Here is a 19790-nt window from a genome sequence, read left to right on the forward strand (position 1 = left end):
TCTGTCCGGTCCTGCCGGGACACGCCGTCAGTCGGTGACGGTGTTCCGCCGTGCCGCTCCCACCCGGTCGTGGCAGTCCTGGGCGGTGTGTGACCGTGCGGCCACCATCACCTGCCCCAGTGCCAGGCCTCCGTCGTTCGGAGGTACCCGGTGGTGCCTCAGTACGGTGAAGCCGTGGCCGCCGAGTATCCGGGCGCAGGCCGTGGAGAGCCGGGTGTTGGCGAACACGCCGCCGGTCAGGGCCACGGTGTCCAGGCCGTACCGTTCACGTGCCAGGACACACGTGCGGTGCACGAGGGCGGCGACCGCCTCGTGGAAGCGCGCGGCGACGGCTTCCGGCGCGGTGCCCCTGCGCACGTCCTGCACCACCGCGGTCAGCAGGGGCGCCGGGTCGGCGATCAGTGGGCCCTCGCTCTCCGGTGCGGGAGACCGGAGAGCGAATCCGTATCCGCCCCCCTCGCGCCCGTCCGCCCCGAGGGCCGCGGCCTCGAACTCGACGGCGGCCTGGGCCTCGTACTCGATCCGGTGGCGGACTCCGGCGAGAGACGCGACGGCGTCGAAGAGCCGGCCCATGCTGGAGGTCGGAACACAGTTCAGGTTCCTCTCCAACTGCCTTCCCAACAGCGTGAGTTCGTCGGGCGGACAGGCCGCCACGCACGGCAGGTCCAGTGCCCATCCAATTCCTGCCGCACGCAGGTGGGCCAGGGCCATGCGGTAGGGGCGCCGTACGGCCGCATCGCCGCCGGGCAGGGGGACGTAGGCAAGATGCGCGAACCGTTGGTATCCGTCGTAGTCCGCCAGCAGGAACTCCCCGCCCCACACGGCTCCGTCGTCGCCGTAGCCGGTGCCGTCGAACGCGACGCCGATCACCCGCCTGCTGCCGTCCAGGCCGTGTTCCGCCATGGCGGAGGCGATGTGGGCGTGATGGTGCTGTACCCGCACGACGTGTCTCTCACCGGCCGTACGGCGGACCAGCCGGCCCGAACGGTATCCGGGGTGTCGGTCGGCCGCGAGGATGTCGGGACGCACCCCGGTGATGGTCTCCAGCTGCTGCCCGGCCCGCTCGAAGGCGTGCTGGGTGGAGAGGTCGTCCATGTCGCCGATGTGGGCGGACAGCCAGGCCCTGCGCCCCTCCGCCAGGCACAGGGTGTTCTTGAGATCACCGCCGGCGGCGAGCACCGAGGGCACCGGGAGGGGGAGTTCGATCGGCCGGGGGGCGTATCCGCGCGAGCGGCGGACGGTCAGCAGCTCCCCGTCGCAGACGCGTACCACGGAGTCGTCGCACGGTACATGGATCGGGCGGTCGTGGGTCAGCCAGGCGTCGGCCAGGTGGGCGAGCCGGTCCAGGGCTTCGGCGTCGTCGGTGACGATCGGCTCTCCGGCCACATTGCCGCTGGTCATGACGAGAAGGCGCGGTCCGACCGGGTCGCCGGGGAGGCCGAGAAGAAGGTGGTGCAGAGGTGTGTAGGCGAGCATGACGCCGAGGTCCGGGCTGCCCGGTGCGACGCTGTCCGACGGTGTCGGCCTGCCCGGACCGGCGGCGGTGTGACGGCGACGTCGCAGCAGGACGATCGGTCGGACGGAGCCGGTGAGCAGGTCCCGCTCCTCGGCGCCGACATGGACGAGAGGTGCGATGTCGTCGATGTCGCGGGCCATCACCGCGAACGGTTTGTCGCCCCGGGCCTTTCGGCGGCGGAGTTCGGTGACGGTGCGGTCGTCGGTGGCATCGCATGCGAGGTGGTATCCGCCGATTCCCTTGACGGCGAGGATCGCCCCGTCGGCCAGGAGCTCGCGGGCCCGGTCCACCGCGTCCACGTCGCTCACACGCCGGGGAGGCCTGCCCGCTTCCGGGTCCGCCGTCAGCAGGTGCAGGCGTGGTCCGCATCGGTGACACGAGACCGGTTGGGCATGGAAGCGGCGGTCCGTGGGGTCCGTGTACTCGCGGGCGCAGTCGGCGCACAGGGGGAAGCGGGCCATGGTGGTGTGCGCGCGGTCGTACGGCAGGGCTGTGACGATGGTGAATCGCGGCCCGCAGTTGGTGCAGGTGATGAACGGGTGCCGGTGGCGCCGGTCCTCGGGGTCGGCCAGCTCGGCAAGGCAGTCGGCGCAGGTCGCCACATCCGGGGGAACCAAGGTGCGGGAGGGGCCACCGGTCCGGGAGGGGACGATGGTGAAGCCTGTGTCGCCCGCTGCCGGGACCTCGCTGTGCTCGACGGATTCGAGGACCGCCATGGGTGGTGCGTCCGCGGCGATCCCTTCGCAGAAGAGGGCCACGGCGGCAGGTGCGCCCTCGACTTCCGCGACGACGCCCTCGGCTGTGTTGGTGACGTGTCCCGCCAGGCCCATCGTGAGGGCGCGGGTGTACAGATAGGGCCGGAACCCCACGCCCTGGACGGTGCCCCGGACGATGACCCGGCGACGCTGTACCGGCTCTCCCGTGACTGGGCCGGACCGTGGCCCGGTCACGCGCGGGTCTGCGCCATGGTGCGGGACGGCTCCGTCCCCGGGCCCGGCCCGCCCCGGCCGCCCTGCACAGAGGACCGGCCTTGGGAGGCCTCGTCGGACTCCGCGTGGACATGCGTGTGGGTGGAGTGGTGCTGCCCGGCCATGACGGGCTGGTGGACCGGTGCGCCGTTCGCGGCGGCCAGTGCCCGGTCGAGCAGCGCCCCGACGCCGTCGCCGAGCCGGGCGGAGGTGAGGAGCACCTCCACACCGGGGTTGACCTGCTCGACGTGCGCGCGGAACGCGTCCTCGTCGAACTCCACGGCGTCGGCGATGTCGGTCTTGGTCACGAGCACCAGATGTGCCAGCCCGAAAGCGGTGGGGTACTTCAGCGGCTTGTCCTCGCCCTCGGTGACCGAGGCGAGGACGACCCTGAGCGATTCGCCGAGGTCGTACGAGGCCGGGCAGACCAGATTGCCCACGTTCTCCACGAACAGGAGCCTCGTGTCCTCGGGCAGCCACCCGTCGAGATGGCCGCCCAGCATCCCGGCCTCCAGGTGGCAGAGACCGTCGGTGAGCACCTGCTTGACCGGGGCACCGGAACGGGCCAGCCGCGTGGCGTCGTTCTCGGTCGCCAGGTCCGCGGTCAGGGCCGCGACGGGGACGCCCGTCTCACGGGCCAGGACCAGTTCGCGTTCGAGCAGGGCCGTCTTTCCACTGCCCGGGCTGGAGAGCAGATTGACGACCGCGGTGCCCCTGGCGGCGAGTTGGGTGCGCAGCTGGTGCGCTGTCGTGTCGTTCTTCGCGAGTACCGCCTGCTGCAGATCGACCACACGGCACATGGTTCAGCACTCCTCGGAGATGGGATCTCGGGTGGGTTCGTGCGGGGGTCCGTCGTTCCAGTGGACGTCGGCGATCTGCAGCTCGCGGCCCGAGAGCAGTTCCTCGGTGGCCGCGCCGCACCGGGGGCAGCAGAGCCGGGGTGGCATGCCGACCGCCCATTCGTCCGCGCAGGGACCGCAGCGTGCGCGTGCCGTTACGGGGTCGACCACCAGCTCGGCGCCTTCCAGCACCGTTCCGGCACAGGCCAGTTCGAAGCAGAAGGACAGCGCGTCGGGGACCACTCCGGCGAGTTCGCCGACCTGGAGCCGGACGGATGTGACGGCGACGGCGCCGCCGTCCCGGGCCGCTTCTTCCACCTGGCCGATGACGGCCATGGCGATGGACATCTCGTGCATGGGTCTCCGTCCTGCCCGGGTCATTACACCGACGGGTCCCGGCCTCGGCCGGCCCGGCTCGCCGACGCCGGGCGGCAGGTACGTCGTTCGGTGCAGCGCGGGCCGGACCTGTGGGGTGCCGTCACATGCAGCGCATGCGCACGTAGCGTTTGATGTCGGGCAGTACCTGGGCCACGAGTGCGGCAAAGGCGGCGGCGACCGCGCCGCCGATGATGATCTTCTTCATGACGGTGTTCGTCTCCTCAGTTCAGGGCCGGGCGGACCGCCGACTGCTCGGCGGAATCGGCCCGTTCGTCGTCCTGCACCAGGCGCAGGACCATGTTCACGGCCTCGGGTACGGCAGCGGCCACGGGGTCGCTGAGGCCGATGCCCTCGTCGACGCGGGCGGGTTCGCACCCGACGACCAGCGTGCGTCTCGGAGGGAGGCAGCCCGTGCCCTCGCACAGGGTCCCCAGCAGGGTCAGGACCGCGTCGGGGGACATGCGGTGGCCGTCGAGCAGGGCTTCCTGCGGCTCGATGCGGCCCGGTCGGTCGGCCTCGATCAGATACAGCGTTCCGGGATCGCCCCCGCGTCGGGTGGCATCGATCAGGATCAGCGTGTCGTATCCGTCGAGGAGTTGGTAGGCGAGATGGACTCCGCGCACTCCGATGTCCAGTGCTTCGACGTGGCGGGGCAGGGACCGGGACGCCAGGTGGCGTACGGTCTCGACGCCGAATCCGTCGTCGCCGAGGAAGACGTTCCCGACGCCTGCGACCAGGGTCGTCGCTCTCCGTGCCGGGGCCGCCGTCATGCGTCCTCCAGAGGTGCGACCTCGTCGGGCTGGAAGTACAGGAACCGCCCCTGTTCGCGCCGGATGTCCGCGCCGGGGTCGCCCTCCACGGTGACCGCGAGGTGCACTCCCCCGTCCACGTCGTGGAGCACCGCTTCGACCAGTGCGCTGCGGTCGCGCAGGAAGAGGTCCTGGGCGTCGGTGCGGCGCAGTCCCGGCCGCAGGATCACACGACTGCCCGCACCCACCGACCGGCCGTCGACCAGGATCCGGTCCCGCGCGGGGTCGGGTCCGGTGTCGCCCGCCGGGTCCCACCACGGCTGTCCGGGCGGGACCGGGGCGAACGCGCCGGCCCCGTCCGGCCCCTGCGGTGTCCCGTCCGGCGCCACGGCCGCGGGCGCACCCGGCCCGGTGACGTCCCGCAGGGCCCGGATCGCGCCGTGCAGCCGTTCCAGGACCTCGGGGGGCATCGAGTCCGCCAGGTCGATCACGGCGGCTGCCCGGTCGTCGGTCCCCCGCGCCTCGCGCTTCTCCTGGTCCGTCAGGGTGGCCGTGCGCAGCGCGAGGATCTCGTCGATCTCCGTGGAGTCGTAGAGCGCTCCGGGGCTCTCGGGGGCGATGGCCGGGTGGTCCTCCAGGATGATCGGGGACGACAGCACGAGGTCCGCGCAGCCGGGTTCGCCGGCCAGTACGGGCCAGGTGTGCAGGTTCCGGCAGTTCCCGGCGGCGCCCTTCGCCCATTCGGGAGGGTCCGTCATCGACAGGAACGAGCCCGCGCTCAGCCCCAGCAGCAGATGGGCCGCGACCAGTGACCTGGGCAGTACGGCATCCCGGTCGGTGCTCTCGGCGTCCGGCGTCCATGTGCTGGAGTTCTCGACGACGGCGGTGAGCCGCATCGCCCGGTAGGGGCCGTCGATCTCGCGGGCGGACAGCCGTACCGTGCCACTGATCTCCTCGCAGCGGCGCACCAGGCGGCCCACGGTCGAGCCGTGCTCGTCGCGGACCGGCTCGTGTTCCTCGCGTGCCGGGAGCGTGAAGGGCAGTTCGACGCCATCTCCGGCCAACTGGGCGATATCGGCGAGCAGTTGGACACTTTCATCGACCCCCTCGTCCCAGGGGACGAGGACCCGGTCGGTGAGGTGGAGTTCGGGGACGGTCTCGAAGGTGCCGTCGTCACGGAGGCGCTGCACGGTGCGTCGTCGGGCGTGCAGGAAGCGGACCTCGGCCGCCAGGGTCGTGTCCGCCTTCGGTTCCATCAGGCACTCGGTGTGCTGGTAGTCGTACTCCTCGGTGGCCGCCGCCCAGGCGGGGGGTACGAGCACACCGAACTGCCAGCGAAGACGGTTCTTGGCCGCGGAGGCCCGGTACGGATAGAGGACGTACCCCTCGAAGAGGACGGCGTCGGCCACCCCGCGGGCGGCTGCGAACCGGGATTCCAGCGCGGGGGTGAGCACAGTTGCGGTCATGGTGCCGTCCTCTCGGCGATCCCGGCGGGCACTGCGTCGGCGGGCACCCGGTCCGTCGGCCGTGGGGCCGTGGTCCCGGCCGTGTCGAGGAGCGCACGGGCGGTCGCCTCCCAGGACGGCAGCGCGTGCCGGGAGCGGTAGGCGAGCAGCGCGTCCATGGTGGCGCGGGGAAGGCGGATCCAGCCGCAGCCGGGGAAGTGCTGGTCGACCATCTCCTTCCACACCGCCACGGGCAGCCGGAACGGCGCCTCCAGGTCCCAGGGCACCGGCTGGACATGGAAGCCTCCTGAACCGGTGAAGGCGGTGCCGGAGAAGAGCATGAGAAGCGGCACCTCCCCCTCGGTCAGCGCGTTCAGGTACCGGGTGGCGGCGATCTCCAGGTCGTACGTGCACGGCACGACGACCTCCGTCTCGATCGCCCCGGTGAACGCGGGAACCATGACCGGCACCTGGGCGAACTGCACGGGCTGGAGCGTGCTGCCCCAGCGCGAGCGTTCACCGAACAGGTCCGTCAGGCCCAGGGCCTCCTGCGTTCCGTAGCCGCGTCGGGCCGGTTCGATGCGGATCTGGCACCGCAGTGCGAGTGCGTGCACCCGGATGTCCTCGGACGCGGTGATACGCAGCCGGAACACCAGGGTGGGGCCGGCGGCGTACGGGTCGGCGCGCACATCGGTGCAGGTGAAGGTGAAGTCCGTCATGGCCTCCGGCCCCCCTGTGCCGCCGCGGCCCGATGTTCGACCTGGGCGAAGAATGCCTGCAGATCGGCACGGGCCTCGGCCCCGCCGTCGAAGCCCTGCCACAGCAGCCGCATGCGTCCGACCAGTTCGTAGCAGATGTCGATCGGTACCAGATAGCACTCGATGCGCCCCTCGGTGCGGCGCAACAGCAGTGCCTCCACGTCGGGTTCGAGCTCCCCGGCGAGACGGCTGCCGTCGAGGACCGTCTGCCAGGTGGACGGGTCGAGCTCGCTCTCGGTGGCCCCGGCGGGGCTCGGGTAGAGCGCGACGAGGCGGTCGAGCGTGGCGTTGCGGAAGAAGAAGGCGACGCCGACGGGGATCCGCAGGAGTTCCCAGGCGGTGTCGTCGATGCCGTGCTCGCGGTCGACGAGATAGCGTTCCGGGACGCTCAGGAACCTGCCGCGGGCGGCGCCGGGCCGCTCGAACAGCAGGGCGCAGGGGACGCAGGCGCAGGCCAGCGAACGTTGCTGAGTGTCCACCAGGTGCCGGTGGCCGCCCCCGGCCACCGGCACTCCGCAGAGTTCGCACCGCTCCTGCTCGGGTTCGGGCGGGGCCGCGAACCGCCGCAGTGCGCGCATGCCCGAGGCGGGCGCGGGCCGCGCGGCCCGCGTCGTGGGGGCGCTCATGGCATCCTGGCCGGGGCCGGCCGGTCGGTGGCCCGGCTCTGCGGCGGACGGGTTCCGATCTGGAGGAGTGCCGGTTCCCGGGCTGCGGCGGCCTGCTCCACCTCGACCGTGCCCACCTCCGGTGCGAAGCAGGCCAGGGCGTTCTCGACGGACTGCTGCGCCGCCGGCGTACCCGAGCAACCGCAACCGCCCGTATCGGCAGTCCGGACACGCAGGGCGCCGGTGCTCTCGTCGAAGGCCACCACCTCGACGGGATCACGGACGGCCGCGAGGGCGCGGCCGATGCGTGTTGCGGTGTCCTCGGGGTGCAGGTCGTGCAGGACCAGGAGACTGGACACGAGGGCATCGCCCAGGAGCGCGTCGAGGGTGGCGTCGGCGCCGCGCCCCGGCGCGGACCGGAGTCCGTCCAGGATGCGGGCCAGTCCGGCCCCGTAGAAGTCCATCAGGACCCGTACCAGTTCCTCGGAGGCCGCGACGGCCTTCGGGTCGCCGGCCGCCGCCACTCGGGCGAGGACCTCCTCGACCCGGCGACCGGCCTGTTCCGCGTCGATGGCCCTCGCCGCGGTCTGCGTGGCCGCGCTCATCCGCCCAGTCCGCTCAGACCGGAGGGCACATGCATCTTCTCGACGGTCCTGCCTTGGCCGACGTACATGTGGACGCCGCACGGGAGGCAGGGATCGAAGCTGCGCACGGTGCGCATGATGTCGATGCCCTTGAAGTTCTCCGGCGGGTTCTCCTCGAAGATCGGCGTGTTCTGCACGGCGTCCTCGTAGGGCCCGGGCGTTCCGTAGGTGTCCCTGGTGCTGGCGTTCCACGGTGTCGGGGGGTAGGGGTGGTAGTTGGCGATCTTGCCGTCCCTGATCACCATGTGGTGCGACAGCACACCGCGTACGGCCTCGGTGAATCCGACCCCGATGCTCTCCTCCGGTACGTCGAACTTCTCCCAGGTCTGGGTGCGTCCGGCGCGGACCTCCTCGAGCCCCTTCTCGGCGCAGTGCAGTGCGACCGCGGCCGCGTACGCCTGGAAGTACGTGCGGGCGCGGTTGCGCTCCAGCGCGTTGCTCCACCTCGGGATCTTCCACTCGAAGGTGGTCTCGGGCTTGGTCATCGTGCGCGGCAGGTTGATGACGACGCTGTGGCCGGTGGCCTTGACGTAGCCGATATCGACGAGACCGGACAGGGCGGTGGACCACAGGCGGGCGATGGGGCCGCCTCCGGTGTCCAGCGCCAGATGCTCCTTGCCGTCGAACCAGCGCGGCGACATCACCCAGCTGTACTTGTCGTCGAAGTTCCGCTTCTGCGGGGCGGGGATGGTGTGCTGGTTCCACGGGTGGCGGGGGTCGACCGGGTTGCCGAGCGGGTCGTGGGTGACGAACTGCTCCTTGCCCTGCCAGTCGTCGTAGTACGAACTGCCCAGCAGGATCCGGATGCCGAGGTTGATCTCGGTGAGGTCGTTCGTGACCAGCTTGCCGTCGACGATCACGCCAGGGGTGACGAACATCCTCCGTCCCCAGTCGCTCATGTTGGCGTAGGTGAAGTCGCAGTGCTCGGGGTCGTTGAGCGCTCCCCAGCAGCCGAGCAGCACCCGCCGGCGGCCGACCTCCTCGTATCCGGGCAGAGCCTCGTAGAAGAAGTCGAACAGGTCGTCGTGCAGGGGCACGACCCGCTTCATGAACTCCACGTACCTCATCAGGCGGGTGAGGTAGTCCGTGAAGAGCTGGACGGAGGCGACCGTGCCGACACCGCCCGGGTAGAGCGTGGAGGGGTGCACATGGCGCCCCTCCATCAGGCAGAACATCTCCCGTGTGTAGCGGCTCACCTGGAGCGCCTCACGGTAGAACTCGCCCTCGATCGGATTGAGCGACCGCATGATGTCGGCGATCGTGCGGTAGCCGTGCTCGGCCGCGTGCGGTGCCTCGGTGCGCTCGGCGAGCTCCATGACGCCCGGATTGGTCTCGCGGACCATTTTCTCGCAGTAGTCGACCCCGACCAGGTTCTCCTGGAAGATGTTGTGGTCGAACATGTACTCCGCGGACTCGCCGAGGTTGATGATCCACTCGCCCAGGTGAGGGGGCTTCACCCCGTACGCCATGTTCTGCGCGTACACGGAACAGGTGGCGTGGTTGTCGCCGCAGATCCCGCAGATGCGGCTGGTGATGAAGTGGGCGTCGCGGGGGTCCTTGCCCCGCATGAAGACGCTGTAGCCGCGGAAGACCGAGGAGGTGCTGTAGCACTCCGCGACCCGTTTCTGTTTGAAGTCGATCTTCGTATGGATACCGAGACTTCCCACGATCCGGGTGATCGGATCCCAGGCCATCTCCACCAGGCCGGTGCTGTTGCCGGCCTCTTTGGTCTTCGGTGCCATCGTGTGTGCCGTAGCCCTTCTGCGAAGCGTGAGGTGGGGTCGTCACCGGGTGGTGCGGGATGCGGGGGGTGTCCTGGACCGGTTCACCACGAGGCCCGGTATCCGGTGGTCAGCCGTTCCTTCTTGTGCCGCCACTTCGGCTCCATGTCCACGGTTCTGCCCGTGACCTTCCGGAGCCTGCGGATGGCCGCGCCGTACGCTCCGCTCGCGGTGACGGAGACCTTGGCGCCCGGCGGTTGGTCCATGAACGGCATGAACTTGTCGGGGAAGCCGGGCATGGTGCAGGCGATACAGATGCCGCCGACGTTCGGGCAGCCCCCGATGCCGTTCATCCAGCCGCGCTTGGGTACGTTGCATTTGACGACCGGGCCCCAGCAGCCGAGCTTCACCGAGCATTTGGGCGAGTCGTAGGTCGTGGCGAACTGGCCCTGCTCGTAGTAGCCGGCCCGGTCGCACCCCTCGTGCACGGTGGCACCGAAGAGCCATTTCGGACGGAGCTTGTCGTCGAGGGGGATCATCGGAGCGGATCCGGCCGCCTGGTACAGCAGGTACGTCAGGGTCTCCGAGAAGTTGTCCGGCTGGATGGGGCAGCCCGGCACGCACACGATCGGGATGCCGGCCTTCGACTTCCAGTCCCAGCCGAGGTAGTCGGGCACTCCCATGGCGCCGGTCGGGTTGCCGGACATCGCATGGATACCGCCGTAGGTGGCGCAGGTTCCGATGGCGACGACGGCCAGCGCCTTGGGCGCCAACCGGTCGATCCACTCACTGGTGGTGATCGGCTGACCGGTCTCCGGGTTGTCCCCGAAGCCGCACCAGTAACCCTCGGGCTTGATCGCCTCGTTGGGGACGGATCCCTCGATGACCAGGACGAAGGGGTCGATCTCGCCCCGCTCCCCCTTGAAGAACCATTCGATGAACGTGTCCGCGCCGCCCACGGGGCCGCTGTCGAAATCGATGAGCGGCCAGTGGACCTGGATCTTGGGCAGACCGGGCAGGGTGCCGGTCACGATCTCCTCGATGCTCGGCTGCATCGCGGCGGTCAGGGCGACGGAGTCGCCGTCACAGCTCAGTCCCGCATTGATCCAGAGGATATGGATCGGGGACTCTTCTCCGGTGTTCGCGGCAGTGTCCGCGGGGTTCGGCATTGTTGCATCCATGAGGATGCCTCCCTGGAAAGAGACATACGAAGGCTGAGCTATCGGCCTTCACTGTTCTTCGTAGCAAGCGCTCGGCGCGGGTGCGTCATCGTGCGCCGCCAGTGCGGTGACACCGGTCTCCCGGAGGGACGGAGCTCCCGCGGCGCTTCCGGCCGCGGCCGGGGCCAGGTGCGCGGGACAGCCCGACGGGGGCTCCTTGAGCACGAAGGCCCGCCGCAGCGCGTGGTAGGACGATTCCGGATCGAAGAAGGTCTGCCGCATCTCGGCCAGCTCCTGCCGCCGGTACTCGGCCAGCGGTTTCCGGGCCTCGTCCCGGTCCCGTTCGCTCTTCTTCGCGGCGATGCGCATGTCTGCCGCGGGCGACGCGGCGAGCCGGGCCGCCAGGCGCCCTACTTCGCCCGCGAACGACTGCGCGTCGCAGTCGATCATCCGGTCGGCCAGGCCGATCCGTACGGCGGTCTCGGCACTGACCGGAAGCGCCTTGTCGGTGAGGCGCTCCGCGACAGCGTCCCCCAACCGGCGTGGCAGGGTGTACGTCCAGTACTCGGAGCCGTACAGCCCCATCAGGCGGTAGTGCGGGTTCAGCACGGCCCCCGACCTGCACCAGACCTCGTCCGCGGCGAGGGCGAGCATCACCCCGCCCGCGGCCGCGTTGCCGCCCACGGCGGAGATCACCAGCCGGTCGGTGGTGGTCAGCACGGCCTCCACGAGGTCGTCCATGGCGTTGATGTTGGCCCAGGACTCCTCACCGGGGTGGGCGGCCGCCTCGATCACCTTGAGGTGGATGCCGTTGGAGAAGAAGTCCCGGCCGCCTCCGAGCACCAGCACCGAGGTGGGGCGCCGGCAGGCGAACCGGTAGGCGTCGTGCAGGCGCCGGCACTGCTCCGTGCTCATCGCGCCGCCGGGGAAGGAGAACGAGAGGAAGCCCGCCTTCCCCACCTCCCGGTAGGCGATGTCACTCCAGCCGCGCCGGTCCCCGTCCTCGTACGGCACGGCCCGCTCCGGCAGGGTGGGCAGTGTCCCGGCGAGAGCCGTCGCGGCGGGCCGTTTGAACGTCGCGGGACCGCCGGGTCTGCGGCGGGGGCGGAGCTCGCTGATCCACACCGCGCCGTCGGTCGTCGCCCGGCAGACGGCGCCTGCCCGGACCGCGATCAACTCGCCCGGTACGCCGCGCAGTGTGTGCTCCGGATGCCCGCCGTACAGGAACCATTCACCGCCGAGCATCTCGTCGCGCACACCGGGCCAGGAGTCTGCTGCGCGCAGCTTGCGCAGGACCGTTTCCGTGGGGTCCGACTCCCAGTCGATGCGCCGCTCCTCCTGCCGGAGGTACGGCCTCGTACGGATCGGCAGTTCCTCGTCCCCGCCTGCCTGCGGGCGGGGCACGTACGTGCCGGACGCGAAGCGCTCGACGGCGAGGTGCACGGCTCGCGACGCGGCGTCGGAGAACTCGTTGCGGTACAGGTCGCTCTTGCCCACCGGCGGTACCGGGAAGGTGGCCGAGGCCCAGATGTCCCCGGCATCCATCTCCTGTTCGGCCTGAAGGACCGTCACTCCCCACCTGTCCACGCCTTCTTGGACTGCCCGGTCGAGCGAGGAAGGCCCTCGGTCGCCCGGCGGGCCGGGGTGGACGACGAGGCAGGTGTGCGTCGTCCAGACGTCCCGGGGGATGGCGGTCCTCAGCATCGGGGCCAGGACGAGGTCGGGCGCGTACGCGTGCACGGCGCGCCGCAGCGACGCGTCACGTGCGGAGGCGTCCGGCGTTGCGAGTTCCACCGATACGACGTGGCCGCGGTCCCTGAGTTCGGCATGGACGCGCTGAGCAAGGCTGTTGAACGCGCTCGCAACGAGCAGAATGCGCACGGCAATCTCCCAACGACGGGCCGATCCGGCTGCCAGCGATGGTGGGTCACGGCTGGAGGACCTCATCGGCAACCGGCCGCAGAGTCACCCGAAAGCGCGCGGCTCGGCGACCACTCAGTGGAACCGGAGTCCGGGGACGGGGAACATCGGTCTCGTGCGCCAAGCCCTCGTCGGCACTGGTGGCCGTCGGCGGGTGTCCGTGACGATGCCGGTCCGACGTTGTTCCACGGACAACGCCCCATGGTCTGCGGGAGCTTGGTTCGTCCCCTGCGGTGACGTTCTGCTACCCGCATGTGAAGCGACCCTGTTGTCTACGCGGCCCCCTGCTCGCCCACTCGGGTGGCGGTGGCCGTTTCCCGGGCGGAGGCGGAATCGCGGGTGGCCGAGCGCCGGGGCTCGGGGCGCCAGGTGGCGACCAGGGCGGCAGCGAGGAGCAGTTCGGCCACGTCGCCGCCGTAGTACATGATCTCCGCGCCTGCCTGAACCTGGGAGACCGGGGCGTGGATGTCAACCCAGAAGCCGCCGTACATCATCTGGGAGATCACCGCGTGGGCCGCGATGGCGACGCCGAGGTAGACCAGCCGTGCGCGTACGCCGGGACGGTAGGGGGCGGGGTCGGGGCCGGCGATGGCGTGGGCGAACAGGCACCCGGACAGCAGGAAGTGCGCGTGCAGCAGCCAGTGCGCTGCCGGGTTGCTCATGATCGCGTTGTAGAGGGGGGTGAAGTAGAGAACCGCGAGGCTGGCCGTGGACAGCGCCAGCGCGACCGCAGGGTGCGCGATCACGCGGGCGGGCGGACTGTGCAATACGGCGGTCAGCTGCCTTCCCCGTGCCGCGGGCAGGGTGCGCAGCAGGAGGGTGACCGGCGCAGCCAGGACGAACGCGAGCGGCGCGTACATGCCGATGAGCATGTGCTGGGCCATGTGGCCGCGGAAGTCCTCGTGCGCGAAGGGCGCCACGGGCGGCAGGAGAGCGGCGCCGAGCAGGGCGCTGCCGGTCAGGAAACCGGTCGTCCGCCACGGGCTCCAGCCCAGGGCCGGGTTTCGGCGGCGGGCCCGGTGAGCGAGGAGCAGGTAGGCACCGGCGGCGGCCGGCAGGACGAGTGCGGGCAGGAGCCACTCCAGGAGGCTGCTGCCCGCCGTGTGCCCGTGAAGGGGCATGTCGTGGCCCATCAGGCTCGCCCGCTTTCACGTCGCCCGGCCGGGGCGTCGGGGTCGAAGGGCCGGCCGCTGCGCTGGAGCAGGTAACCGCCGATCAGGAACAGGCCGCCCAGGACGAGGAAGCCCGCGTCCCACCAAGCCTGGTAGGGGCCGCCGCGGACGTGGTGAATGCCCAGGATCTGGTGGTCCAGGAGCCCCTCGACCAGGTTGAACAGCCCCCATCCGACGAACATCCAGCCCCACAGGACCCATGAGGTCCACACCGCCCGCCGGTTGTGCGTGACGCGGGAGTACAGGATGGCCAGGCCCAGCAGGACGGCGATCCAGCACACCGCGTGGAAGATGCCGTCCCACACGGTGTTCATCTCCAGCCCGGACACCGTCAGTGGGTTGTAGTACCTCACCCCGATGCGGTCGTGGTTGGTGCTGCTGAGCATGTGGTGCCACTGCAGCAGCTGGTGCAGCAGGATGCCGTCGGCGAACCCGCCCATCCCCACCCCGAGCACGATGCCCGGCAACTGGATACTCGCCGGCTGTGCCGTGCCGGCCCGGGCCTCTCCCGTCGTGGTGGCCATCACTCGTCTCCGCTCCTGGTGGCTGGGGGGGGTCTGCTGAAGATGCCTCAGCCGCAGGTTCCCCTCCCTGCCACGCCCACGCGCGTGCGTGCCCTCCATCCGGCCCAACCGCGGGCGCTCCCGGGATCGCGCCGTGTCCTCAGCGCCCGGGCCCGCAGGAGCCGCAGCCCCCGGGCAGGTTTCCGGTACGCGGCATCGCCGGGCAGTACCACGCATGGCCGCGAATGGGCTGAGCAGCGTACGGTGCAGGAGCGGTCCCCCGCAGCACCAGCGCATCATCCGTGCACATCGCCGAAGGGACTGGTCCGTGAACCGACCTGGTACGAAGACCCTGCCGCCGATCCGCCGCGCACCGCACGAGCGCGGTCACGGGCCGCAGCGATGAGCCCGTCCGAGGCCGCAGCCGTCTCGCTCACTCCCGCCGCCGCCGATCTGGTGCGTCGGCTGCACGAGATCCACGGCCCCCTGATGTTCCATCAGTCGGGCGGCTGCTGCGACGGCAGCGCGCCCATGTGCTACCAGGACGGAGAGTTCCGTACGGGTGGCTCCGACGTTCTGCTGGCCTCTCTCGACGTCGACGGGGTCGCGGAGCCCGTCCCGTTCTGGATGTCGAGGAGCCAGTACGAACGGTGGGCGCACACCCGGCTGATCGTCGACGTGGTGGAGGGACGGGGCAGTGGCTTCTCCCTGGAGGCTCCGGAGGGGGTGCGGTTCCTGATCCGGTCCCGGATCGTCGATCCCTGAGCTGGGGCGCCACGTCCCCGGTACCGGACGTCGGCACCGCCGGCCGGAACCCGTCGGCCGTACGTCGAGCCGGGGCGCCGTCCACGGCGCCCCGGTCCGTACCTCAGACGGCTCCGCCCACCAGGCCGATGCCGCCCAGCAGCGACACGGCCAACACGGCAGTCCGCAGGGTCTTCGTCGGCACCCGCGGAGCCAGGAGCATCCCGCAGGCGGTGCCGAGGGCGAGTGCGACCAGCTCCGAGGGGCCGGGCAGGGCGATGCCCACGGCCAGGGCCGTCGCGCAGTTCTGCACGATGAAGAAGCTGTGCAGGTTCCCCCGCGTGACCGCGGGCTCCCAGTCGGCATGGGCGGCGTAGAGACCGATGGGTGGACCACCGACCCCACCGACGACGTTGAGCAGGGCGCTGGCGGCACCGGCCGCCACCGCCCCCTGGGGGCGGCGCAGCCACTTCCAGCGGACACCACTGGCCAGCACGCAGACCCCGACGACCACGCCCGCGCCGGCGGCCGGCGCCAGCCAGCGGGTGTCCACCCCCCGCAGCGCCAGCGCGATGAGCGGGGTGCACAACAACGTCGGGACCAGGAGCCGGAGCACCTCGCGCGGGCGGGCATGGCGTCCGTCGCGCAGGAAGGGCAGAGCCGAGGAGAGCGTCGCCAGCACCACGGTCGTGGCTACCCCTTGCTGAGGTCCGAGGTACAGGACCAGCGCGGGCGCCGCCAGGAGGGAGAAACCCATGCCGGTGGCCGACTGGGCGACCGCCCCGAACAGTACGCCGGCCAGCGCGAGGAGGTGGACTCCGTCCGTCACGGTGCCACCACCCGGTCGAGGGTGCACCGGCGCTGGAAGACCACCGCGATGGCCATGAGTACGGCCGGCACCACGGTGAAGCCCAGCAACAGCGCGACGGACGCGGAGTGGGACTGGGTGACGGAGTGGCCCTCGGTGGAGGACACGAAGCCTCCGACGGCGAGGGCGGCGGAGTACACATAGGGGCCGATGGCGGTTCCCGACGCCTCGGTCGCCGTCCACACGCCGGTGTAGGCGCCCGCGCGGGCGGATCCCCGCGCCTCGGCTGCCGCCACCGCGTCCGGGAGCATCGAGAAGGCGAAGAGCTGGAGCCCTGCGAAGGCGGCGCCCATGACCACCACCACCGCGACGGTCACGCCCACCCCCAGCGTCCTGCCGGGCAGCAGCACGAGGGACCCGGCGATGAAGACGCCCTGGGACAGCAGCAGTCCGCGCTGTTTGCCGATCCGCCGGGACGCCCGCAGCCACAGGGGTCCGGCGACCGTCGCCGGGACGAGGAAGCCGCCCATGAGCACAGCGGTCAGGCCGCTGTCGTCGAGGACGTACTCGGCGTAGAACGGCAGGGCCGCCAGGAACAGATGGGTGGTGGTGCCGGTGAACAGGTAGGAGAGCAGCAGCGCCCGGAAGTCGCGGTCCCGCCAGGCGACCCGGATGTCGTCGAGGGTGGAGTGGGCGCGCTCGTCCGGGACCTGGAAACCGCAGTGGTCGGTGAGCCTTCGGACGCCGGCCAGCGCGACCAGTTGCGAGACGACCAGGACACCGGCCAGCAGCAGAGCCATCCGGGCGTAGGAGTGGTGGCTGCCGGAGGCCACCAGGGCCGGCGCCACGACGCCCGCGCCGAGCAGCCCCAGGGTCAGGAAGAACATCCGGAACGTGAAAACGCGGGTACGTTCGTGGTAGGCGATCCGCAGGTCGGACGGCGTCGTCAGGTAGGGCACCTGGAAGCAGGCGAACAGCAGGTTGCCGACGATGTAGCAGCAGCCGACCCACAGCGCGGCCGGCATACCGGAGACGCCCGCGGGAACCGAGAACATCGCGACCCACGCCACCACCAGCAGCAGCCCGACCCGGAGCATGCCGCGTCGGTGCCCGGTGCGGCGGGCCTGCCGGTCCGACAGCGTACCGAGGAGTGGATGGACCACCACATCGATGATCTTCGGCAGCAGCAGCGTCAGTCCGGCCCAGAACGCCGGGACGCCGAGTATCCGGGTGAGGAAGTACAACAGCAGCAGGCCCGGGACGGTGACCCACATGCCCATCCCGATCGAACCGGTGGCGTACAGCGTGAGATGGCCGGCCCGCGCCCGCGGCGAGGCGTCGCCCCGGGGCGGCGTCTGTATCGGGGTGCTCATGGCTTTTCCGTGTGACGCCTGACGACGCCCGCGGCCAGCTCGGCTCCCCCGAACGCGCCGGTACGGGCTCGGGTGGCGAGGGTGCGGGCGACGATCCGGTCGGTCAACCGGGGCAGGTGACGCGCCAGGAAGAACTCCAGGGCCCCCCGGCGCGTGGTCGGCAGATCGCGGCGCACCCGGCGGCCCAGAGCGGCGCGGAGCACCTTGTCGACCACGCCCTCCAGCGGCTCGTAGCTGCTCATGCCCTCCAGGGAGAGCCCCGCCGCGGCGGTCGAGTCATGGATGGGGCTGCGCACCGCGGACGGGTAGACGCAGGTGACGGCGACGTGGGTTCCGATCTCCATGCGGAGCGCGTCGGCGTACGCCACCAGCGCCCGCTTGGAGGCCCCGTACGCCGCTGCCAGGGGCAGCTGCATGACGGCCATCCGGGAGGACAGCATGACGATCCGGCCACGGGATTCGACGAGGGCGTCCACGCATGCGGCGGTCACCCGCCAGGTGCCGAGCAGGTTGATGTCGAGCTGGCGCCGTACCTCGGCTCCGGGTGGGAGCTCGGCCGGGGCGGGCCCGCCGATACCGGCGTTGTTGATGAGCAGGTCGAGCCCGCCCAGCTTGTCGATCGCGGCGGCCACCTTGGTCGGCACGTCCGTGTCGTCGGTGATGTCGCAGGCGAGCACCTCGACCGGGTCGTCGGGCCGCGGAGCCAGGTCCAGGCCGATGACCCGGGCACCCAGGTCGGTCAGCTCGGCGCAGATGGCCCGGCCGAACGTCCCGGAGGCGCCGGTGACGACGACCCGCAGGCCCCGGGCGTCGCGGCGGCCACCGAGCAGGCCCTTGCGGGAGGAGGTGCCGGGGGTGGGTGAGGCGTTCATGCGGGGTTCCCTTCGCGGTCGGCAGCGGTGACGGTGAACGGACGGGCGCCGCGCCGCAGCCGGGCCCGCCCGGCCTCGATCTCGCGCGGCAGGTCGGCCACGTACTGGTCGAAGTCGATGCGCATCTGAGGGCGCCGGTCGCCCCACCGTTCGACTGCGGCACGCAGCGCGCGGGCGACGGCACTCCGCTGTTCCTGGGCCGTGGGGAGGGCGTAGGCGCCGGAGAAACAGGCGGCCATCAGCTTGGCCTGGGCCTCCACGACGGGAAGCGCCGCGCCCGTGGACTGCATCAGCCCCACGAAGGCCAGGCTCGGGTCCTGGAGGTGGAAGACCCGCTTGTACAGCGGCAGCCGTTCCGGGTCGGCGCCCAGCCAGCGGTCGGACAGGAAGGGGATGGACACCCGGTAGCCGGTGGCCCACACGATCACGTCGACCGGGTCCGAGGTGCCGTCGGTGAAGACGACCCGGTCCCCGTCGAGGCGGTCGATGCCCGGCCGCGCGACCACCTCGCCGTGGGTGAGGCGGTGCAGGATCGTGTCGCTGATCGTCGGGTGGTTCTGGAAGAGTCCGCCCGCGGGGGCGGGCAGGCCGTAGCTCTGCGGGGTGCCGACGGCCAGCCGGAGCATGGTCTCCGCGACGCGCTGGCGCAGCCGCCACGGCAGCGCCGCCAGGGCTCCGCCGGTCGCGTCCGAGGGACGGCCGAAGAGGTACTTGGGGACGACATGGACACCGTGACGGGCCGACAGCAGGACCGGGCCCCGTGCGACGTACGAGGCGTCGACGGCGATGTCCATGGCGGAGTTGCCCATGCCGACGACGAGCACCCGCCGGTCCCGGAAGACCTCGGCGGTGCGGTGGTCGTGGGCGTGCATCTGGAGGCCGTCGAAGGTCCCGGGGTAGGCGGGATCGGGCCGGCGCGGGTCCCAGTTGTGGCCGTTGGCGACCACGACGGCGTCGTACCGGTCGACGTCGCCGGAGTCGGTCGTCACGGCCCAGCAACGCCCGTCCTCCTCCCGCTCGACGGACTCGACCGAGGTGTCGAAGCGGATGTGCGGGGTGAGGCCGAAGTTCTCGCAGTAGTCGGCGAGATAACCGGCCACCAGGTCGGCCGAGGGGTAGTCCGGCCACTGCCGGGGCATCGGGAAGTCGGCGAACTGGGTCCGGCCCTTGCTGGTGTTCAGGTGCAGGGAGGCGTAGGCCGGTGACAGGCCGCTGGTGTTGTCGCGTGCCCACAGCCCGCCGGGCCGGTCGCCCTTCTCGTACGCGACGACCTCGACACCCGCGTCCAGCAGGGCCTTGGTGGCGGTCAGACCGGCCGCTCCGGCACCGATCACGGCGACACGACAGGGAGGGGGCATGGTGCGTCTCCTCGGGAGAGGGGTGGATTCAGGGCGGCCCTCGTCGACGGGCCGGCCGCTTCGAAGGCGAACGAATCGGGGTGCGGCGCGCTCAGGCGGCGGCGTACCCCACCGGGGCGGGGGACGCGGCTGCGTGAGCGGGGCGCAGCCGGCCGGAGGTGCGGTGCGATGGTGCGTCGGTGAGGGGCAGGGCCCTCACCGGCAGCGTGGGCCCGGGGCGATGCCCGGTACACCGGGGGTGCGCACCGGACTCCGGT

18 protein-coding genes are annotated in these 19790 nt (G+C 71.2%); 1 reads left to right on the plus strand and 17 read right to left on the minus strand.

What is annotated here, in order from left to right:
- Positions 1-27 precede the first annotated feature (27 nt).
- From hypF to AB0L71_RS11055, 13 genes are all read right to left on the minus strand, one after another.
- Positions 28-2466, minus strand: coding sequence for a carbamoyltransferase HypF (hypF, locus tag AB0L71_RS10995; RefSeq protein ID WP_365240681.1), 2439 nt, complete (start codon positions 2464-2466; stop codon positions 28-30).
- Complete coding sequence (hypB, locus tag AB0L71_RS11000) at positions 2463-3284, minus strand: hydrogenase nickel incorporation protein HypB (RefSeq protein WP_365240683.1); 822 nt, start codon at positions 3282-3284, stop codon at positions 2463-2465. The genes hypF and hypB overlap by 4 nt, the downstream gene beginning before the upstream one ends.
- Positions 3285-3287: 3 nt before the next feature.
- Complete coding sequence (gene hypA, locus AB0L71_RS11005; RefSeq protein WP_365240686.1) at positions 3288-3680, minus strand: hydrogenase maturation nickel metallochaperone HypA; 393 nt, start codon at positions 3678-3680, stop codon at positions 3288-3290.
- Positions 3681-3922: 242 nt separating this feature from the next.
- Positions 3923-4471: a hydrogenase maturation protease gene (locus AB0L71_RS11010; RefSeq protein ID WP_365240688.1), complete on the minus strand. Its 549-nt coding sequence runs from the start codon at positions 4469-4471 to the stop codon at positions 3923-3925.
- Positions 4468-5916, minus strand: a complete 1449-nt coding sequence (locus AB0L71_RS11015; RefSeq protein WP_365240691.1) for a hypothetical protein — start codon at positions 5914-5916, stop codon at positions 4468-4470. Before AB0L71_RS11015 ends, AB0L71_RS11010 begins: the two co-directional genes overlap by 4 nt.
- Positions 5913-6614 (minus strand): DUF6084 family protein, encoded by a 702-nt coding sequence (locus AB0L71_RS11020; protein WP_365240694.1) that lies wholly within the window; start codon positions 6612-6614, stop codon positions 5913-5915. Before AB0L71_RS11020 ends, AB0L71_RS11015 begins: the two co-directional genes overlap by 4 nt.
- The gene (locus tag AB0L71_RS11025; protein WP_365240697.1) at positions 6611-7279 is read right to left on the minus strand and encodes a DUF5947 family protein; all 669 of its coding nucleotides are present in this window, start codon (positions 7277-7279) and stop codon (positions 6611-6613) included. Before AB0L71_RS11025 ends, AB0L71_RS11020 begins: the two co-directional genes overlap by 4 nt.
- Positions 7276-7863: a hypothetical protein gene (locus AB0L71_RS11030; protein ID WP_365240699.1), complete on the minus strand. Its 588-nt coding sequence runs from the start codon at positions 7861-7863 to the stop codon at positions 7276-7278. The genes AB0L71_RS11025 and AB0L71_RS11030 overlap by 4 nt, the downstream gene beginning before the upstream one ends.
- A complete protein-coding gene (locus AB0L71_RS11035) occupies positions 7860-9644 on the minus strand; it encodes a nickel-dependent hydrogenase large subunit (protein WP_365240702.1) in 1785 nt (594 codons plus the stop codon). Before AB0L71_RS11035 ends, AB0L71_RS11030 begins: the two co-directional genes overlap by 4 nt.
- 83 nt (positions 9645-9727) lie before the next feature.
- Complete coding sequence (locus AB0L71_RS11040; protein ID WP_365240704.1) at positions 9728-10804, minus strand: hydrogenase expression protein HypE; 1077 nt, start codon at positions 10802-10804, stop codon at positions 9728-9730.
- Between the two features lie 48 nt (positions 10805-10852).
- Positions 10853-12664 carry a hydrogenase maturation protein gene (locus tag AB0L71_RS11045; RefSeq protein WP_365240705.1) on the minus strand — a complete coding sequence of 604 codons (1812 nt, stop codon included), beginning with the start codon at positions 12662-12664 and terminating at the stop codon, positions 10853-10855.
- A gap of 311 nt (positions 12665-12975) precedes the next feature.
- Complete coding sequence (locus tag AB0L71_RS11050) at positions 12976-13824, minus strand: cytochrome c oxidase assembly protein (protein WP_365240707.1); 849 nt, start codon at positions 13822-13824, stop codon at positions 12976-12978.
- An 11-nt stretch (positions 13825-13835) separates the two neighbouring features.
- A complete protein-coding gene (locus AB0L71_RS11055; RefSeq protein WP_365240710.1) occupies positions 13836-14399 on the minus strand; it encodes a DUF2243 domain-containing protein in 564 nt (187 codons plus the stop codon).
- Positions 14400-14780: 381 nt separating this feature from the next.
- Between AB0L71_RS11055 and AB0L71_RS11060 the strand changes: the two genes are divergently transcribed.
- Complete coding sequence (locus tag AB0L71_RS11060) at positions 14781-15143, plus strand: DUF779 domain-containing protein (RefSeq protein ID WP_365240711.1); 363 nt, start codon at positions 14781-14783, stop codon at positions 15141-15143.
- A 103-nt stretch (positions 15144-15246) separates the two neighbouring features.
- Here AB0L71_RS11060 and AB0L71_RS11065 read toward each other — a convergent pair whose 3' ends face one another.
- The 4 genes from AB0L71_RS11065 to AB0L71_RS11080 are packed head-to-tail and all read right to left on the minus strand — an operon-like array spanning position 15247 to position 19533.
- A complete protein-coding gene (locus tag AB0L71_RS11065) occupies positions 15247-15951 on the minus strand; it encodes a TSUP family transporter (protein ID WP_365240714.1) in 705 nt (234 codons plus the stop codon).
- Entirely contained in the window at positions 15948-17303 is a 1356-nt protein-coding gene (locus tag AB0L71_RS11070) for an MFS transporter (protein ID WP_365240716.1), read from the minus strand. Before AB0L71_RS11070 ends, AB0L71_RS11065 begins: the two co-directional genes overlap by 4 nt.
- On the minus strand, positions 17300-18175 hold the full coding sequence (locus AB0L71_RS11075) for an SDR family NAD(P)-dependent oxidoreductase (RefSeq protein ID WP_365240718.1): 876 nt from the start codon (positions 18173-18175) through the stop codon (positions 17300-17302). The genes AB0L71_RS11070 and AB0L71_RS11075 overlap by 4 nt, the downstream gene beginning before the upstream one ends.
- The gene (locus tag AB0L71_RS11080; RefSeq protein ID WP_365240721.1) at positions 18172-19533 is read right to left on the minus strand and encodes an NAD(P)-binding domain-containing protein; all 1362 of its coding nucleotides are present in this window, start codon (positions 19531-19533) and stop codon (positions 18172-18174) included. The genes AB0L71_RS11075 and AB0L71_RS11080 overlap by 4 nt, the downstream gene beginning before the upstream one ends.
- Positions 19534-19790: the final 257 nt, after the last annotated feature.

It is taken from the genome of Streptomyces sp. NPDC052052, assembly GCF_040680455.1.
In the GTDB taxonomy this organism is placed as follows: Bacteria; Actinomycetota; Actinomycetes; order Streptomycetales; family Streptomycetaceae; genus Streptomyces.

What these genes read in the sequence shown, in the direction of transcription:
- hypB (WP_365240683.1), bottom strand. Translation starts at nt 3,284, where the DNA reads ATGTGCCGTGTGGTCGATCTGCAGCAGGCGGTACTCGCGAAGAACGAC.
- hypA (WP_365240686.1), bottom strand. Translation starts at nt 3,680, where the DNA reads ATGCACGAGATGTCCATCGCCATGGCCGTCATCGGCCAGGTGGAAGAA.
- AB0L71_RS11010 (WP_365240688.1), bottom strand. Translation starts at nt 4,471, where the DNA reads ATGACGGCGGCCCCGGCACGGAGAGCGACGACCCTGGTCGCAGGCGTC.
- AB0L71_RS11015 (WP_365240691.1), bottom strand. Translation starts at nt 5,916, where the DNA reads ATGACCGCAACTGTGCTCACCCCCGCGCTGGAATCCCGGTTCGCAGCC.
- AB0L71_RS11020 (WP_365240694.1), bottom strand. Translation starts at nt 6,614, where the DNA reads ATGACGGACTTCACCTTCACCTGCACCGATGTGCGCGCCGACCCGTAC.
- AB0L71_RS11025 (WP_365240697.1), bottom strand. Translation starts at nt 7,279, where the DNA reads ATGAGCGCCCCCACGACGCGGGCCGCGCGGCCCGCGCCCGCCTCGGGC.
- AB0L71_RS11030 (WP_365240699.1), bottom strand. Translation starts at nt 7,863, where the DNA reads ATGAGCGCGGCCACGCAGACCGCGGCGAGGGCCATCGACGCGGAACAG.
- AB0L71_RS11035 (WP_365240702.1), bottom strand. Translation starts at nt 9,644, where the DNA reads ATGGCACCGAAGACCAAAGAGGCCGGCAACAGCACCGGCCTGGTGGAG.
- AB0L71_RS11040 (WP_365240704.1), bottom strand. Translation starts at nt 10,804, where the DNA reads ATGGATGCAACAATGCCGAACCCCGCGGACACTGCCGCGAACACCGGA.
- AB0L71_RS11050 (WP_365240707.1), bottom strand. Translation starts at nt 13,824, where the DNA reads ATGCCCCTTCACGGGCACACGGCGGGCAGCAGCCTCCTGGAGTGGCTC.
- AB0L71_RS11055 (WP_365240710.1), bottom strand. Translation starts at nt 14,399, where the DNA reads ATGGCCACCACGACGGGAGAGGCCCGGGCCGGCACGGCACAGCCGGCG.
- AB0L71_RS11060 (WP_365240711.1), top strand. Translation starts at nt 14,781, where the DNA reads ATGAGCCCGTCCGAGGCCGCAGCCGTCTCGCTCACTCCCGCCGCCGCC.
- AB0L71_RS11070 (WP_365240716.1), bottom strand. Translation starts at nt 17,303, where the DNA reads ATGAGCACCCCGATACAGACGCCGCCCCGGGGCGACGCCTCGCCGCGG.
- AB0L71_RS11075 (WP_365240718.1), bottom strand. Translation starts at nt 18,175, where the DNA reads ATGAACGCCTCACCCACCCCCGGCACCTCCTCCCGCAAGGGCCTGCTC.
- AB0L71_RS11080 (WP_365240721.1), bottom strand. Translation starts at nt 19,533, where the DNA reads ATGCCCCCTCCCTGTCGTGTCGCCGTGATCGGTGCCGGAGCGGCCGGT.